8 protein-coding genes and 5 tRNA genes are annotated in these 17,070 nt (G+C 67.9%); 12 read left to right on the top strand and 1 reads right to left on the bottom strand.

Annotation, left to right across the window (positions count from 1 at the left end):
- The first annotated feature begins 9 nt into the window (after positions 1 to 9).
- The 7 genes from ACSQ1W_RS10340 (at position 10) to ACSQ1W_RS10310 (ending at position 4,478) form a co-directional block, all read left to right on the top strand.
- Positions 10 to 1,425: a redoxin domain-containing protein gene (locus tag ACSQ1W_RS10340; protein WP_192267588.1), complete on the top strand. Its 1,416-nt coding sequence runs from the start codon at positions 10 to 12 to the stop codon at positions 1,423 to 1,425.
- Positions 1,422 to 3,269 (top strand): excinuclease ABC subunit UvrC, encoded by a 1,848-nt coding sequence (gene uvrC / locus ACSQ1W_RS10335; protein WP_436043285.1) that lies wholly within the window; start codon positions 1,422 to 1,424, stop codon positions 3,267 to 3,269. Before ACSQ1W_RS10340 ends, uvrC begins: the two co-directional genes overlap by 4 nt.
- Before the next feature lie 7 nt (positions 3,270 to 3,276).
- Entirely contained in the window at positions 3,277 to 3,924 is a 648-nt protein-coding gene (pgsA, locus tag ACSQ1W_RS10330) for a CDP-diacylglycerol--glycerol-3-phosphate 3-phosphatidyltransferase (protein WP_192267592.1), read from the top strand.
- Positions 3,915 to 3,990: transfer RNA gene (locus ACSQ1W_RS10325), tRNA-Gly, on the top strand. Before pgsA ends, ACSQ1W_RS10325 begins: the two co-directional genes overlap by 10 nt.
- A gap of 109 nt (positions 3,991 to 4,099) precedes the next feature.
- Positions 4,100 to 4,173: transfer RNA gene (locus ACSQ1W_RS10320), tRNA-Cys, on the top strand.
- A gap of 28 nt (positions 4,174 to 4,201) precedes the next feature.
- A tRNA-Gly gene (locus ACSQ1W_RS10315) sits at positions 4,202 to 4,277 on the top strand.
- Positions 4,278 to 4,391: 114 nt separating this feature from the next.
- A tRNA-Leu gene (locus ACSQ1W_RS10310) sits at positions 4,392 to 4,478 on the top strand.
- 16 nt (positions 4,479 to 4,494) lie between these two features.
- Here the strand turns inward: ACSQ1W_RS10310 and ACSQ1W_RS10305 are convergent.
- Entirely contained in the window at positions 4,495 to 4,641 is a 147-nt protein-coding gene (locus tag ACSQ1W_RS10305) for a hypothetical protein (RefSeq protein WP_192267594.1), read from the bottom strand.
- A 155-nt stretch (positions 4,642 to 4,796) separates the two neighbouring features.
- Here ACSQ1W_RS10305 and ACSQ1W_RS10300 point away from each other — a divergent pair, with 155 nt between their 5' ends.
- From ACSQ1W_RS10300 to pbpC, 5 genes are all read left to right on the top strand, one after another.
- Positions 4,797 to 6,419 (top strand): FMN-binding glutamate synthase family protein, encoded by a 1,623-nt coding sequence (locus ACSQ1W_RS10300; protein WP_436043284.1) that lies wholly within the window; start codon positions 4,797 to 4,799, stop codon positions 6,417 to 6,419.
- A 59-nt stretch (positions 6,420 to 6,478) separates the two neighbouring features.
- Positions 6,479 to 6,553: transfer RNA gene (locus ACSQ1W_RS10295), tRNA-Val, on the top strand.
- Between the two features lie 290 nt (positions 6,554 to 6,843).
- Positions 6,844 to 9,534: a DNA gyrase subunit A gene (gyrA, locus tag ACSQ1W_RS10290; protein WP_436043282.1), complete on the top strand. Its 2,691-nt coding sequence runs from the start codon at positions 6,844 to 6,846 to the stop codon at positions 9,532 to 9,534.
- A 138-nt stretch (positions 9,535 to 9,672) separates the two neighbouring features.
- Positions 9,673 to 14,568: an alpha-2-macroglobulin family protein gene (locus ACSQ1W_RS10285; RefSeq protein ID WP_436046163.1), complete on the top strand. Its 4,896-nt coding sequence runs from the start codon at positions 9,673 to 9,675 to the stop codon at positions 14,566 to 14,568.
- 91 nt (positions 14,569 to 14,659) lie between these two features.
- Positions 14,660 to 17,032, top strand: coding sequence for a penicillin-binding protein 1C (gene pbpC / locus ACSQ1W_RS10280; RefSeq protein ID WP_436046162.1), 2,373 nt, complete (start codon positions 14,660 to 14,662; stop codon positions 17,030 to 17,032).
- Positions 17,033 to 17,070 lie beyond the last annotated feature (38 nt).

The following is a 17,070-nucleotide window of genomic DNA, read 5'->3' as shown; positions in this document are numbered from 1 at the left end:
ATGACCGACATGACCATGGCTCCCGAACTGCCGCGTGGCCTGCAGTGGCTGAATGCGCCGTCGACCTCGCTTCACGAGCAGCGCGGACGCATCGTCGCGCTGGCCTTCGTCAACAGCGCATCGGCCTGGTGCGCGCAGCGGCTGAACGACCTGGCCGTGCTGCAGGCCCGCTATCTGGGCCGCCTGCAGGCGCTGGCCGTCCATGTGCCGCGCTTCGACAGTGAGCGCGATCCACAGGCCGCCCTCAAGCGTCTGCGCCGCCATGGGCTGTCACTGCCGCTCGCACATGACGGCGATTGGGTCGCCTGGCAGCGGTTCGGTGTGGAGGCCTGGCCGACCGTCCTGCTGATCGACGGCGAGGGCCACGTGCGGCACCGCGCCGTGGGGGCCGAAGGACTGGCGGACCTGGAGCGCCAGGTGGCCCGCCTGTGCGATGGCCTGCATGCGCCGCCGGACGATGACTTCCGCACCTTCCGCGAGGCTCACCCGGAGCCGCGCATGCCGCTGTGCTTCCCGACCGGACTGGTCGCCACGCCCGACCGCCTGTTCGTGGCCGACAGCGGCCATCACCGCGTGCTCGAATGCAACCACCACGGCCGGGTGATCCGGCAGTTCGGCATGGGCACACCGGACTTCGCCGATGGCGAGTTGAACCATGCCGCCTTCCGCCGCCCGCAGGGTCTGGCACTGGTGCGCGAATCGCTCTATGTGGCCGATACCGGCAACCATGCCCTGCGGCGCATCAATCTGCCGACCAGCACGGTCGACACCCTGTGCGGCAACGGTCGCGCGGGCGAGCCGACGGAGGGCGTGGTCACGTCGCCGCGCGATGTGGCGCTCCACCAGCCCCAGGCGATCGTGGTGAACAACAACCAGATTTTCCTGGCGATGGCAGGCGACAACCGGGTATGGAGCTACGACCTGGGGACCCGCGAGATCCGCGCACGCGCAGGTTCGGGGCAACTCGACGTCCGCGACGGCAGCGGTCCGATGGCGGCATTCGCGCAACCGGCCGGTCTCACGGCCGCGCTGCAGACCCTGTACGTGTGCGATGCCGTGGGTTCGGCCGTGCGGTCGCTGCAGTTGCGCGGCGACACGGTGCAGACGCTGATCGGGCAGGGAGCGTGGAGCTTCGGCGACGAGGACGGCCCACGCGACCGTGCGCAGCTGCAGCACCCGCAGGCGCTGGCCTTGAGCCCGGATTCGCCGGTCATGTGGATCGCCGACAGTGGCAACGGCACGCTGCGCACGCTGCGGCTGGGTGGCGGTGAACTGACCACCATCACGTTGCCGCGGCGCCTGCAGGGTCCGGCCGGCCTGTCCGTGGCGGCGGGCGCGGTGTGGATCGCCGAGACCGATGCGCATGCCGTGCTGCGCTACGATATCGCCACCGGCGAGCTGAGCCACGTTCCGATCGACGAATGAGCGGCAGTCCCCAGGCGGAATTCGACGGCAAGGTCTTCGCGGCCGGCCTGAGCACCGCGCCAGGCGTGTACCGCATGTATGCGGCCGGCGACGCACTGCTTTATGTCGGCAAGGCCGGTGCGCTGCGCAAGCGCGTGGCCAGTTACTTCAACAGTTCGCCCAAGTCGCCGCGCATTCTCTCGATGCTGTCGCAGGTCGTGCGGATGGACGTCACCGTCACCCGCACCGAAGCCGAGGCGCTGCTGCTGGAAAACCAGCTGATCAAGTCGCTGACGCCGCGCTACAACGTGCTGCTGCGCGATGACAAGAGCTATCCCTACGTCCTGCTCACGCGTGAGGAATGGCCGCGCATCGCCTTCCATCGCGGTGCGCGCGCGATGCCGGGCCGTTACTTCGGCCCGTATCCAAGCGTCATCGCGGTGCGCGAAACGCTGAACCTGATGCAGAAGCTGTTCCGCATCCGCAATTGCGAGGACAGCGTGTTCCGCAACCGGTCGCGGCCCTGCCTGCAGTACCAGATCGGTCGCTGCAGCGGACCGTGCGTCGGTCTGGTGCAGGAGACGGACTACGCCGAATCCGTGCGCCAGGCCACGCTGTTCCTGGACGGGCGCAGCGACGAACTGACGCGCGAGCTCGGCAGCGCGATGGAGCGGGCCAGCGCGAACCTCGAGTTCGAACAGGCCGCCCGGCTGCGCGACCTGGTTGCCTCGATCCGCACGCTGCAGGCGCGGCAGTACGTGGACGGCCACGCGGCCGACCTCGACGTGCTGGCCTGCGCCATGCAGGGCAGCCAGGCCTGCGTGCTGCTGCTCGCCTTCCGCGACGGCCGCAACCTGGGGACGCGCACGTTCTTCCCGAAGACCAATGGCGAGGATTCGGCCGAGGAAGTCCTCGGCGCCTTCGTGTCGCAGTACTACGCCGAGCAGCCGGCGCCGCAGGAAATCGTCCTCGATCGCGAGATTCCCGACGCGGAGCTTATCGAGCACGCGTTGGCCACTGCTGCGGGACGCAAGGTGCAGCTCAAATGGAACGTCCGCAGCGAGCGTGCGGGTTACCTTGGCCTGGCCCGTCGCAACGCCGAGATCGCGCTGGTCACCGAGCTCGGCAGCCGCAACGCTCAGACCGCGCGCAGCGAAGCGCTGAAGGAACTGCTGGGCCTGCCCGAGGTGGCCAAGCGCATCGAGTGCTTCGACATCAGCCATACGATGGGCGAGGCGACCGTCGCGTCCTGCGTCGTGTTCGATGCCAACGGTGCGGTGCGCTCGCAGTACCGTCGCTACAACATTACCGGGATCACCCCGGGCGACGATTTCGCCGCCATGCACCAGGCCATCGAGCGGCGTTTCCGGCGCGCGGTGGAGGAGGGCGGCGTGCTGCCCGACGTGCTGCTGATCGATGGTGGTGCGGGGCAATTGGTGCAGGCACAGGCGGCGCTGGCGGACCTGGGCGTGGATGGCGTGACCCTGGTGGGCGTGGCCAAGGGTGTGGAGCGCCGGGCCGGACACGAGACGCTGGTGTTGCCCGACGGCCGCGAATTGCGACCAGGCGCCGCTTCGCCGGCACTGCAGTTGATCCAGCAGGTGCGCGACGAAGCGCACCGGTTCGCCATCACCGGCCATCGCGGCAAGCGGCAGAAGGCGCGCATGACCAGCAAGCTAGAGGATATCCCCGGCATCGGGCCGCGCCGGCGCGCAAGCCTGCTCAAGCATTTCGGCGGACTGGCGGGCCTGAAGGCGGCGGGTGCCGACGAGATCGCCCGCGTCGACGGGGTGAACGCCGCACTGGCCGAGCGAATCTACGCTAACCTGCACGGGCTGCCGTCCCCCGAGGCAGGAAAAGAGTAAGCCTGCGATGAAGTTGACCGTCCCGACCTGGCTCACGCTGCTGCGGATCGTGCTGATCCCGGTGCTCGTGCTGGTGTTCTACCTGCCGTACTCGTGGACCAACTTCGCCGCCGCCTTCATCTTCGTGCTGGCAGCGGTCACCGACTGGCTGGATGGCTGGATCGCGCGCCGTTACCACCTGTATTCCGCATTCGGCGCCTTTCTCGATCCGGTGGCCGACAAGCTGATGGTGGCGGTGTCGCTGTTCCTGATCGTGCAGGACAACCCGACCATGTGGATGGCCATTTGGGCGGCGGTCATCGTCGGTCGCGAGATCGCGGTCTCCGCATTGCGCGAATGGATGGCGGAACTGGGCCAGCGCGCGACGGTGAAAGTCGCCGCGTTGGGCAAGATCAAGACCATCGTGCAGATGGTGGCGCTGTCCTGCCTGCTGTACGCCTCAACACCGGGCGACCAGGCGCTGGGCGATATCTGGATGGGGCGCTGGGTGTTCCTGCTGGGCGACTGGCTGCTGGCCATCGCGGCGTTGCTGACGCTGTGGTCCGGCATCCAGTATCTGCTCGCGGCGTGGCCGATCCTGCGCGAGGGCGAGAAGAAGAGTGTTGACATGCCCAAACAAGACGCTACAATTTCGTCTCTCTCGACGCGGGAATAGCTCAGTTGGTAGAGCACGACCTTGCCAAGGTCGGGGTCGAGGGTTCGAGTCCCTTTTCCCGCTCCAGTTTTTCGTCCTGAGAGGGACGGTCCACCAAACCCCGTTCGCGGGGTTTTGTGTTGTAGGGCGCCTTGAAAACGCGTCCTGATTGCGCCAGTCTGGCGCGGTCGCCATCGGCCTGGTGGCAGAGTGGTTATGCAGCGGACTGCAAATCCGCGTACGCCGGTTCAATTCCGACCCAGGCCTCCAAACCAGAAGGACCACCATGTCCTTCCACGCGGGAATAGCTCAGTTGGTAGAGCACGACCTTGCCAAGGTCGGGGTCGAGGGTTCGAGTCCCTTTTCCCGCTCCATACATGCTCCTCGTCGAGCACGCACGAAGCCCCGCTTGCGGGGCTTCGTCGTTCCTGAGGGTGCGATGTGCCGCCGCTTTCCAAGGCGGCGGGACTGAGGCAGGCTATCGCCGGGCCCGGATGGCGAAACTGGTAGACGCATCGGACTTAAAATCCGCCGGCCGCGAGGCCATGCCGGTTCGATTCCGGCTCCGGGCACCACCGCGTCGCTGTCGCCTCAGCGGCGCTGCTTCTTCTCTTCCTCGCGCACTTTGCGGCGTACGAACAGCGCAACGAAGACGCTGATCCCCACCATGACGATGCTGCCCCCGATGGCCAGCCAGCCCACCGGCTCCATCAGGATCTCGCGCAGGATCGGATGCATGTCGTGTTCTCCCCGTTTGTGGTGGCGCCAAACTCGCATCGTGTGCATCGAGCGGCATTGATCCGGATCAACCGTGCAATGGCGACCCGAAGGCGCTGCGGCGTGCGGTCGCAGGGCATGGCTTAGAATCCACGCTGGCCCACGGGAGACTGCCGATGCAGCGTTACCTCGCCTACGCCGCCAGCATCATGTTGGCTTTCGCTTCATTGCTGCTGGCCCCGGCGTGGCCTGCCGCGTGGTGGGGGGTCGTCGCTTTCGGTGCGCTGGCGCTGCTCGGGACCTGGGACGTACTGCAGACGCGCAGCACGCTGCGCCGCAACTATCCGGTGCTGGCGCATTTCCGTTATGGACTGGAGTCGGTCGGTCCCGAGATCCGTCAGTACTTCATCGAAGGCGATACGGCGGAAGTGCCGTTCTCGCGACAGCAGCGGGCGCTGGTGTACCAGCGTGCGAAGGGCGTCAGCGACGTGGTGCCGTTCGGCAGCCAGCAGGACGTCTATGGCGTGGACTACGAATGGATCAACCATTCGATGGCGCCCGCCAGCGTGGATTCGCATGACTTCCGCGTGGTGATCGGTTCGGGCACGGCGCAGCCGTACTCGGCGAGCGTGTTCAACATCTCGGCGATGAGTTTCGGTTCGCTGTCGGCCAACGCGGTGCGTGCATTGAACGAAGGGGCGCGGCGCGGCAACTTCTACCACGACACGGGCGAGGGCTCGATTTCGTCGTACCACCGCGAGAAGGGCGGTGACCTGGTGTGGGAAATCGGCTCCGGCTACTTCGGGTGCCGTGACGACCAGGGGCGTTTCAGCGAGGAACGCTTCATCGAGAACGCGCACTCTCCGCAGGTGAAGATGATCGAACTGAAGCTGTCTCAGGGCGCCAAGCCCGGCCACGGCGGCGTGCTGCCGGCCGCCAAGGTCAGCGCGGAAATCGCGGTGACCCGCGGCGTGCCGATGGGGCACGACTGCGTGTCGCCGGCGAAGCATTCGGCGTTCTCCACGCCGGTCGAACTGCTGAAGTTCGTCGCCAGATTGCGCGAGCTGTCGGGCGGCAAGCCGACCGGCTTCAAGCTGGCGATCGGGCACCCGTGGGAATGGTTCGGCATCGCCAAGGCCATGCACGAGACCGGGCTGCTGCCGGACTTCATCGTGGTGGATGGCGCGGAAGGTGGCACGGGTGCCGCGCCGGCCGAGTTCATCGATCACGTAGGCGTGCCGATGCACGAGGCGTTGTTGCTGGTTCACAACACGCTGGTGGGCCTGGGCCTGCGTGACCGTATCCGGATCGGTGCGGCCGGCAGGATCATCAGCGCCTTCGACATCGCCCGCACGATGGCGATGGGGGCCGACTGGTGCAACGCCGCCCGCGGCTTCATGTTCGCGCTGGGATGTATCCAGGCGCAAAGCTGCCACAACGACCGCTGCCCGACCGGCGTCGCCACCCAGGATCCCAAGCGCTGGAATCACCTGGACGTGCCCGACAAGTCCGTGCGCGTGCAGCAGTTCCACGACAACACGCTCAAGGCGCTGCGCGACATGCTGTGCGCGGCAGGGCTGGAGCATCCGCAGCAGGTGGGCCCTGAACACATCCTGCGGCGGGTGTCGCCGATCGAGGTGCGTTCGCTGTCCGCGCTGTACAAGTTCCTGGAGCCTGGCGAACTGCTGGACCGTGTGCCGTCGCACGCGGTGTTCCGCGACTTCTGGCCGGAGGCGCGCAGCGACGCATTCGCGCCGCCACGGCGGGTCAGCGCCCTGTGCGACACCAAGGACCGCTGACCGGTGATGCGTTGACCCGCCCCCCGGTCCACGGCTATCATTCGCGCCCCGATGATTTCGGGCGGTTAGCTCAGCGGTAGAGCACTGCTTTCACACGGCAGGGGTCACAAGTTCGAAACTTGTACCGCCCACCAGTTCCAGCGAGAAGCCCGGCCTTGGCCGGGCTTTTTCGCGTCTGGAGCCCGGGTGGCCGGAGACCGGTCGGGGGCGATGCCTGCGGTCATCCGCCGCGGGTTCAGATCAGGGGCTTAAGTGCTTGTTTCTCGGGCCGAAACGGCCCGGCCAGCGTGGCCGCTGTGATACACTCGGCAGGCTGCAGAACCCGCCGGAATCCCCGCCTGTCGCTGCCTCGCCGGCCCCCGCCGGCTAGGCCCGTTTTGGCCGCGATTCCGGCCCGAGACAACCTGAGAAACACGGAACCCGAATGGCCGATACCGCCAAGGAAATCATCCCCGTCAACCTCGAAGACGAGATGCGACGCAGCTACCTGGATTACGCGATGAGCGTGATCGTGGGGCGCGCGCTTCCGGATGTCCGCGACGGTCTCAAGCCTGTTCACCGGCGCGTCCTGTTCGCGATGAACGAACTGGGCAACCACGCCAACAAGCCGCACGTGAAGTCAGCCCGTATCGTCGGTGACGTGATCGGTAAGTACCACCCGCACGGCGACCAGTCCGTCTACGACACGCTGGTGCGCATGGCGCAGCCGTTCTCGCTGCGCTACATGCTGGTCGACGGCCAGGGCAACTTCGGTTCGGTCGACGGCGACTCCGCCGCTGCCATGCGTTACACCGAAGCGCGCATGGCCAAGCTCACCCATGAGCTGTTGGCGGACATCGACAAGGAAACCGTCGATTTCCAGCCCAACTACGACGAGAAGGAACAGGAGCCGACGGTCCTGCCGACGCGTTTCCCGAACCTGCTGGTCAACGGTTCGGCCGGCATCGCGGTGGGCATGGCCACCAACATCCCGCCGCACAACCTGTCGGAAGTGGTCAACGGCCTGATCGCGCTCATCGACAATCCCGAACTCGATGTCGACGGGTTGATGCAGTACATCCCCGGCCCGGATTTCCCCACCGGCGGCATCATCAACGGCACCGCCGGCATCGTTGCCGGCTACCGCACCGGCCGCGGCCGCGTGCGCATGCGCGCCAAGGCCGACATCGAGGTCAACGACGACAACGGCCGTGAGTCGATCATCGTCACCGAGATCCCGTACCAGGTGAACAAGGCACGGCTGATCGAGAAGATCGCCGAGCTGGTGAAGGACAAGAAGCTCGAAGGCATCAGCGAGCTGCGCGACGAGTCCGACAAGGACGGCATGCGCATCTACATCGAGGTCAAGCGCGGCGAATCCGCCGAGGTGGTCCTCAACAACCTGTACCTGCAGACGCCGATGGAATCGGTGTTCGGTATCAACATGGTCGCGCTGGTCGACGGCCGTCCGCAGCTGCTCAACCTGAAGCAGATGCTGGAAGCCTTCGTCCGCCACCGCCGCGAAGTGGTGACTCGCCGGACCATCTTCGAACTGCGCAAGGCGCGCAACCGCGCCCACATCCTGGAAGGCCTGACGGTCGCGCTCGCCAACATCGACGAGATGATCGAGCTGATCAAGACGTCGGCCAATCCGCAGGAAGCGCGCGAGCGCATGCTGGCCAAGACGTGGGAGCCGGGCCTGGTCGGTTCGCTGCTCGCCGCCGCCGGCGCCGAGGCGTCGCGTCCGGAAGACCTGCCTGCCGCGATCGGTTTCGTTGACGGCCGCTACCAGCTCAGCGAAGCGCAGGCCACGCAGATCCTGGAAATGCGCCTGCACCGCCTGACCGGCCTGGAGCAGGAAAAGCTGACCGAGGAGTACCGCCAGCTGCTGGAAACCATCGCCGGCCTGATCCGCATCCTCGAGAACCCGGATGTGCTGCTGCAGGTGATCCGCGACGAGCTGCTGAACGTCAAGGCCGAGTTCGGCGACGAGCGCCGCAGCGAAATCCGCCACAGCGAGGAAGATCTCGACATCCTCGACCTGATCGCGCCGGAAGACATGGTGGTCACGCTGTCGCACGCGGGTTACGCCAAGCGCCAGCCGGCCAGCGCCTATCGCGCCCAGAAGCGCGGCGGCCGCGGCCGCAGCGCAGCGGCGACCAAGGAAGAGGATTTCATCGACCAGCTGTGGCTGGTCAACACGCACGACACGCTGCTCACCTTCACCAGCAGCGGCAAGGTGTTCTGGCTGCCGGTGTACCAGTTGCCGGAGGCCGGTTCCAATGCGCGCGGTCGTCCGATCATCAACTGGATCCCGCTGGAAGCCGGCGAGAAGGTCCAGGCCGTGGTGCCGGTGCGCGACTACGAGGACGGCAAGTTCGTCTTCTTCGCGACCAGGAACGGCACGGTCAAGAAGACCCCGCTCACCGAATTCGCGTTCAAGCTGGCGCGCGGCAAGATCGCGATCAACCTTGACGAAGGCGACGCCCTGGTCGGCGTGGCCCTGACCGATGGCGAGCGCGACGTCATGCTGTTCGCGTCCAACGGCCGCGCCGTGCGCTTCTCCGAGGGGCTGGTGCGCGCCATGGGCCGTACCGCCACCGGCGTGCGCGGCATGCGTCTGGCCGAGGGCGCGGATGCGGAAGCCGAAGGTGAGCAGGACGAAGGCGAGACGGCCGACGGCGAGGGGACGGCGGCGATCGCCGACACCGGCTCCGAGGTGGTCAGCCTGGTCGTGGTCGACGGCGATGGCGACATCCTGACCGCCAGCGAGCGCGGCTACGGCAAGCGCACCCCCGTGGCCGACTACCCGCGCAAGGGGCGCGGCACCCGTGGCGTGATCGCGCTGAAGACCACCGAGCGCAACGGTCGCCTGGTCGGGGCCATCCAGTTGTCCGACCATCACGAGGTCCTGCTGATCTCCGACGGCGGTACGCTGGTGCGTACGCGTGCGGCGGAAATTTCGCAGGTCGGCCGCAATACCCAGGGTGTCACCCTCATGCGCCTGTCCGACGGCGAAGCGCTGCAGGCGGTGGAACGCCTGGATGCGTCGCTGGACGAGGACGAGGTGATCGACGGCGTCGCCGGTAGCGCGGCTACCACGGCGGAGGCCACCGACACGCCGCCGGAGGCCTGACGGTCGACTCGCATGAAAGCGTGCGGGGTGTGACCCCGCCGCTTTCATCCCTGCGTTCTATACTGCCGATACGACCACGGCAGGGAACGGCACATGGGATCGGTACGTCGGAATTCGAAGAGCGCGCGCAGCCACTGGATGCGCGCGTTTTTTATTGGCCTGATCGCGGCGGCGGCGCTGGCCGGCTGCAAGCGCAACGAGTCCGGGCAGCTGCCTGAAGCGAGCGGCGATCCCATCAAGGCGCAGGCCGCCAAGGTGGAAGGCTTCGCCCTGGTCGGCGCCTTTCCCGACCAGCATGACGGCGACCTCGCCATCGCGCTGGAATTCAGCCGGCCGCTGGTGAGTTCGCAGGACTTCGACACGCTGCTGGTGGTGAAGGACGCCAACGGCGCCGCCGTAAAGGGCAGCTGGGTGCTGGACGACAAGGGCCTGGTGCTGCGCTTCCCGTCGGTGGAGGCCGCCAAGGATTACGAGGTCACGCTGAAGGCCGGCCTGTCCGCCGCCGACGGCACGCGCCTGGGCAAGGACGAGACCCGCAAGGTGCATACCGGCGAACTCGACCCGGCGGTCGGCTTCGCCTCGCAGGGCAGCGTACTGCCGGCGCGCGAGAGTCGGGGCTTGCCGGTGGTGTCGATCAATGTGCCGGAAGTGGACGTGGAGTTCCTGCGCGTCACCCAGAAGCAGTTGCCGAAGTTCTTCGCCGAGTACCAGCGCGGCGGCCGCCGCGGCAGCTGGGATCTCGACAGCGAGTACGGCGACAGCACGCCGCTGGGCAAGCTGGCCGAACCGGTCTACCTCAACCGCTTCGTGCTGGGCGGCAAGCCCAACGAGCGCATGCTGACCTACCTGCCGATCCAGGACATCCGCGAACTGCAGGACCCGGGTCTGTACTTCGCGGTGATGAAGCGCACCGGCAAGTTCGCCGGCGAGTTCGAGACCGCCTTCTTCACTGTCAGCGACATCGGTCTGCACACGCGCGCGTACAAGGACAAGCTGTTCGTCCATACCGCGTCGCTGCAGGATGGATCCGCCACCGGCAGCGTCGAACTGAAGGTGCTCGACGCACGCGGCGAAGCCATCCTGAGCGGCAAGACGGACGGCAACGGCAATGCGCTGCTGAACTACACGCTGGACGCCGGCCACGTGCTGGTCGCTACGCGCGGCAAGGACGTGTCGATGCTGCCGTTCAACCAGCCGGCGCTGGACCTGTCCGAGTTCGCCGTCGCCGGCCGTGAGCAGGCGTGGTTCGACGTGTTCGCCTGGTCGGGCCGCGACCTGTACCGCCCCGGCGAGACGGTGCGCATCTCCGCGCTGCTGCGCGACAACGACGGCAAGCCGGTCCCGGCGCCGAAGCAGGGCGGTGGCCAGCCGGTGTTCCTGCGCCTGAAGCAGCCGGACGGCAAGGTCTTCCGCGAAACGCGCCTGCAGCCGGGTGCGCAGGGTTATTTCAGTTTCGAACAGGCGATCCCGGTGGAGGCCCCCACGGGCCGCTGGCAGGTCGAGTTCCGCACCGATCCGGCGAGCAAGGAAGCGGTACAGGGCATGACGCTGCGCATCGAGGAGTTCCTGCCCGAGCGCATGAAGCTGGACCTGGACGCGTCGCCGGTACTGAAGCCGGGACAGCCGCTGAAGCTCAAGGCGACGGCCGCCTACCTGTATGGCGCACCGGCCAGCGGCAACCGCTTCACCGCCAAGCTGGCGGTGGCGGTGGAACAGCATCCGCTGGAGAAGTTGCCGGGCTACTTCTTCGGCGACCCGACGATGGAGTTGCCGAAGGAAGCCAAGGACGTCATCGACACCACGCTCGCCGACAGCGGCGTGCTGGAAGAAGAGATCGCGCTGCCGGCGGAAGCCAAACCGCGCAGCCCGATCGCCGCGATCGTCTCCGGCAGCGTCTACGAGACCGGCGGACGCACGGTCAACCGCACGCTGAAGCGCGTGCTGTGGCCGGCCGAGGCGCTGGTCGGCATCCGTCCGCTGTTCGACGACAAGGACGGTGCCGACGCCAACGCCAACGCCGGCTTCGAGGTGGTGCGCATGGACGCCGCCGGCAAGCCGCAGCCCGGCAAGGGGCTGAAGGCCACGCTGGTGCGCGAGCTTCGCGATTACCACTGGAACCATTCGGACGATGGCGGCTGGGACTACGACTTCACCCGCCGCTTCGAGAACAAGGACACGCGCACGATCGATGTGGGGACCGGCGCGTCGAAGATCGATTTCCCGGTGGAATGGGGCGAGTACCGGCTGGATGTGTTCGATCCGGCCACCGGCCTGACCACGCGCTACCCGTTCCGTGCGGGCTGGAGCTGGGATGACCAGAATCGCGGGCTGGATGCGCGCCCCGACAAGGTCAAGCTGTCGCTCGACAGGACTGGCTACAAAGCGGGCGACACGCTGAAGGTCACCGTCACCCCGCCGCATGCCGGCAAGGGCCTGCTGATGGTCGAGAGCGACCGCATGCTGTACGTGCAGGCGATCGACGCCAAGCCCGGCAGCACGTTCTCGATTCCTGTCACCAAGGACTGGGAGCGACACGACGTCTACGTCACCGCGCTGGTGTTCCGTGGTGGCTCGGCACCGAGCAAGATCACGCCGGCGCGCGCTGTCGGCGTGGCGCACGTGCCGATGGACCGTCGCGACCGTCGCGTCGCCGTCGGCCTGTCGGTGCCCAAGCAGATGCGTCCCGAGCAGAACCTGCCGGTCACCGTCAGCGTGCCCGAGCTCGCGGGCCAGACGGCGCATGTCACTGTGTCCGCGGTGGATGTGGGCATCCTCAACATCACCCGCTTCCCGGTGCCGGATGCCAATGCGCAGTTCTTCGCCCAGCGCCGGCTGGGCGTGGACGCCTACGACATCTACGGCCGCGTGATCGAGAGCTTCGAGGGCGGCAGCGCGAAGATGCGCTTCGGCGGCGACATGGCGTTGTCGGCCCTGCCGCAGGCGAAGCGGCCGACCTCGCGCGTGCAGACCGTCGACCTGTTCTCCGGCCCGGTGAAACTGGACGGCAAGGGCAATGCACGCGTCGCGTTGAAGGTGCCGGATTTCAACGGCACGCTGCGCGTGTCGGCGCTGGTGTATTCGGATACGCGCTATGGCAACCGCGACCGCGAGACCGTGGTGCGCGCGCCGATCGTCGCCGAAGCCAGCCTGCCGCGCGTGCTGGCACCGGGCGACAGGAGCACGGTGACGCTGGATGTGCAGAACTTCACCGGCAAGGCCGGCGCGTTCAAGGTGCTGGTGAACGGCGAAGGGCCGCTCAACATCGGTGAAGGAAGCAGGACCGCCGATCTGTCGGTCGAGGCCAAGCGGACGCTGACGTTCCCGATCACCGCGGGCGAGGGCTATACCACCGCGCAGGTGCGCGTGCGCGTGGAAGGCAACGGCTTCAAGGTCGACCGCCGCTACGACGTGCCGGTCCGTGCGGGCTGGCCGGCGGTGCTGCGCTCGCGCACGCAGGTGCTGGACAGCCTGGTGCCGGTCGAGATGGGCGCGGGCTTCGCCGACGGGCTGATGCCGGGTTCGGTGACCGCGCGCATGACGGTCAGCGCGCTGCCGCCGATTCCGTTCGCCAGTGCGTTGAAAGGCGCGCTGGAGTATCCGTACGGTTGCGCCGAGCAGACCACCAGCAAGGGCTACGCCGCGCTGGAACTGGACGAGGGCACGGCCAAGCTGCTCGGCATCGACGGCCTGGAGGTCAAGAAGCGTCGCGAGCGCATGGAAGGCGCCTTCGGACGCTTGGCATCGATGCAGGTCGCGAACGGCCACTTCTCGATGTGGGGCGACGACGACTACGTCAATCCTGGCCTGACGCCCTACATCGCCGAGTTCCTGCTGGACGCGCGCGAAGGCGGCTTCGCCGTGCCGGACACGGTGCTGCAGAAGGCGCTGACCCGCCTCAGCGAGGACCTGCTGGCCGGTGGCGCGCAGTTCTACGGCTACGACCGGCGCGACCATCTCAAGTTCGCCAACCAGGCCTACGCCGGCTACGTGCTCGCGCGCGTCAACCGTGCGCCGCTGGGTACGCTGCGCGCGCTGTACGACAACGAGCGCGGCAAGACGCTGACCGGCCTGCCGCTGGTGCACCTGGGCATCGCGCTGTCGCTGCAGGGCGACAAGACACGCGGCGCGAAGGCGATCGCCGAGGGCTTCGCCAGGACCGGCGACCGTCCGGAATACCTGGGCGACTACGGCACCCGGCTGCGCGACGATGCGCTGATGATCGCGCTGGTGCATGAGCGCAAGCTGGCCAAGCCCGATTACGACCGCCGCGCGATCTCGCTGGGCCGCGAACTGGATGCCCGCCGCAGCAGCGGCTGGATGTGGCTGAGCACGCAGGAGCAGGTGGCGCTGGCGCGCTTGGGCAAGGCGCTGATGGTCGACCAGAAGAAGCTGGTCTCCGGCCAGTGGAGCGTCGGCGGCGATGCCGAAGCGATCGCGCCGGTGCGGCTGTTCGGCCGCAGTGTCGACCACGCGGCGCTCGCGCGCGGCCTGCGCTTCACCCCGGAAGGCTCGCCGCCGCTGTACGCATCGCTGGACGTGGCCGGCATCCCGCGCAGCGCACCGGCACCGGACGACCGCCAGATCGGCATCGAGCGCCGTTACTACACGACCGACGGCCAGGAGTGGAAGGGCGGCACGCTGAAGGAAGGCGAGGCGCTGATCGTGCGCGTCGGTATCACCGCCAACGTGGCGATCCCGGATGCCCTGTTCACCGACCTGCTGCCCGCGGGCCTGGAGATCGAGAACTTCAACCTGGGCGATGCCAAGCAGTGGGCCGAGGTCGTGGTCGATGGCATCTCGATCAGCGACCGCGGCAGCGCGGCGGACGTCAAGCACGAGGAGTTCCGCGACGACCGCTACGTGGCCGCGCTGAAGCTGGAGCGTCGTGATACCGCCAAGCTGTTCTACCTGGTGCGGGCGGTGACGCCGGGCACGTACACGGTGCCACCGTCGCTGGTGGAGGACATGTACCGTCCGGACATCCGCGGTGTCGGCAAGGCCGCGCCGGCGACGATCACGGTGGTGCAGCCATAACGCGCAGGACCCATGCCGTCATCCGGGCCTGCGCCGGGGTCCATCTTGATCCTGGGAGTCCCCGGTCGTGAAGCTGTGGGGCAGGAGCAAGGTGGATGCCAGCGGACGCCGGAATGACGGCCATCGACGGGGTCGCTGGCTGTCCTGGCTGAGATGGTCCACGGCGGGCCTGCTCGTCGCACTGTTGGTGGCGGACCTCGCCTTCCCGCCACCGCTGCCGAAGACGCGCGACACCAGCACGCTGGTCGTGGCACGCGACGGGTCGCCACTGCGCGCGTTCGCCGATCGCGACGGCGTGTGGCGTTACCCCGCGTCGCCCGAGACGGTATCGCCGCTTTACCTGCAGGCGCTGCTGAACTACGAGGACCGCTGGTTCTGGAAGCATCCCGGCGTCAATCCGTGGGCGCTGGTGCGCGCGGCCGGGCAGTTCGTCCGCCATGGGCGCGTGGTATCCGGCGGGTCCACGCTGACCATGCAGGTCGCCCGCATGCTGGACCGTCACTCGCGCACGCCGTGGGGCAAGGCCAAGCAGATGCTGCGCGCGGTGCAACTGGAAGCGCATCTGTCCAAGCGCGAGATCCTGACGCTCTACCTGGAGCGTGCGCCGTTCGGTGGCACGATCGAAGGCGTGGACGCGGCGAGCTGGGCCTACCTCGGCAAGCCGGCGTCGCGTCTGTCGCACGCCGAAGCCGCGCTGCTGGCGGTGCTTCCTCAATCGCCGAGCCGATTGCGCCCGGATCGTCACCCCGACGCGGCCCGCGTCGCACGCGACAAGGTGCTGCAGCGGATGGCGGATCTGGGTGTCTGGTCGATGGCCGAGGTCGACGATGCGCGCATCGAGCCCGTGGTCGCACGCAGCCTGCAGGCGCCGTTGAGCGCGGCGCTGCTGGCCGAACGGCTGCGCCGGCAACAGCCGCGCGCTTCGCGGATCGCCTCCACGATCGACGCCGGCCTGCAGCGCACGCTGGAGGAGCGCGTGCAGAGCTATTTCTCGACGTTGCCGGCCCGCACCTCCGCCGCGTTGCTGGTGGTCGACAACGCCACCATGGAGGCGCGTGCCTACGTCGGTTCGGTCGCATTCGGTGACCGCGAACGGTTGGGGCACGTCGACATGGTGCAGGCGTGGCGCTCGCCGGGATCGACGCTCAAGCCCTTCCTGTACGGGTTGGCGCTGGACGATGGCCTGATCCACTCCGAAAGCCTGCTGATCGATGCGCCGCAGTCGTTCGGCGGCTACCGGCCGGGCAATTTCGATGCCGCGTTCAACGGTCCGGTCAGTGCGTCCGATGCGCTGCGGCTGTCGCTCAACGTGCCGGCGGTGGACCTGCTGGATCGCGTAGGACCGGCGCGGTTCTCCGCACGGCTGGCGAACAATGGTCTGGTGTTGCGCTATCCACGCGGCGCACAACCCAACCTGTCGCTGATCCTTGGCGGGACCGGCGCACGGCTGGAGGACCTGGTGGGTGGGTACGCAGGCTTGAACCGCGGCGGACTGTCCGGCCGCGTGCGCTACACCGCACAGGATCCGGCATCCGACCGTCGCCTGCTGTCGCCGGGGGCGGCGTGGATCATCCGCGAGGTGCTGGAGGCGCATCCGCGACCGGGCTACGGCAGCGGCGTGCTCGACACCGGCAACCGTCCGCGCGTGGCGTGGAAGACCGGTACCAGCTACGGCTTCCGCGATGCGTGGGCGCTCGGCAGCACGCGACGCTACACGGTCGGTGTATGGGTGGGCCGGCCCGATGGCACGCCACTGCCGGGCCAGTATGGTGCGGTGACCGCGCTGCCATTGATGTTCGAAGTGATCGACAGTCTGCCGCGCGCGCAGGGCGATGCCGGCCCGCTATCGCCGCCAGCCGACGTGGCCGCGCACGCGATCTGCTGGCCGCTCGGAACGCTGGCCGAAGCAGAGGCGCCCGCGTTGTGCCAGCGCAAGCGGGAGGCGTGGACGCTGGGCGGCAATGTACCGCCGACCTTCGCCGAGCGCGATGCGCGCCTGTGGAGCGCGGGCCGCGAGCGTTTCGAGGTGGATGCCCGCACCGGGCTGCGCCTGTCGGGCGAGTGCGCACGCACGCACGAGGCACGCAGTACCGAGATCGCCCGCTGGCCCGCGCTGGCGTCGCCCTGGTTGCCGCAGCGCGAACGCATCGCGTCGCGACTGCCCACGCTGTCGCCGGACTGCCAGCCCGACGGTCGCGATGCGACCGAGGAACTCCGCATCGAAGGCCTCAACGACCTCGCCACGTTGGCCCGCGTGCCCGGAAGCGAGCACGGGGTGCGGCTGCAATTGCGCGCGCTCGGAACCGAGACGCGCGTGCAGTGGCTGCTGGACGGCCGCTGGATCGCGGAGACGCAGGGGGCGCAGGCGTTCCAGCAGGAGTTCGCCGAAGCGGGCGAGCACCAGCTCACTGCACTCGCCGACAGCGGCGCATGGGCGAGGGTTCGGTTCAACGTGCTGCGTTGACGCTCTGCCTGAGGGGCGTCGTCTCGAAGGATGTCCGC

The sequence above is a fragment of the Pseudoxanthomonas sp. LjRoot143 genome, from assembly GCF_964252945.1.
Classification (GTDB): Bacteria; Pseudomonadota; Gammaproteobacteria; order Xanthomonadales; family Xanthomonadaceae; genus Pseudoxanthomonas_A.
The sequence above is the reverse complement of the archived record's forward strand: the minus strand, read 5'-3'. Positions and strand labels throughout refer to the sequence as shown.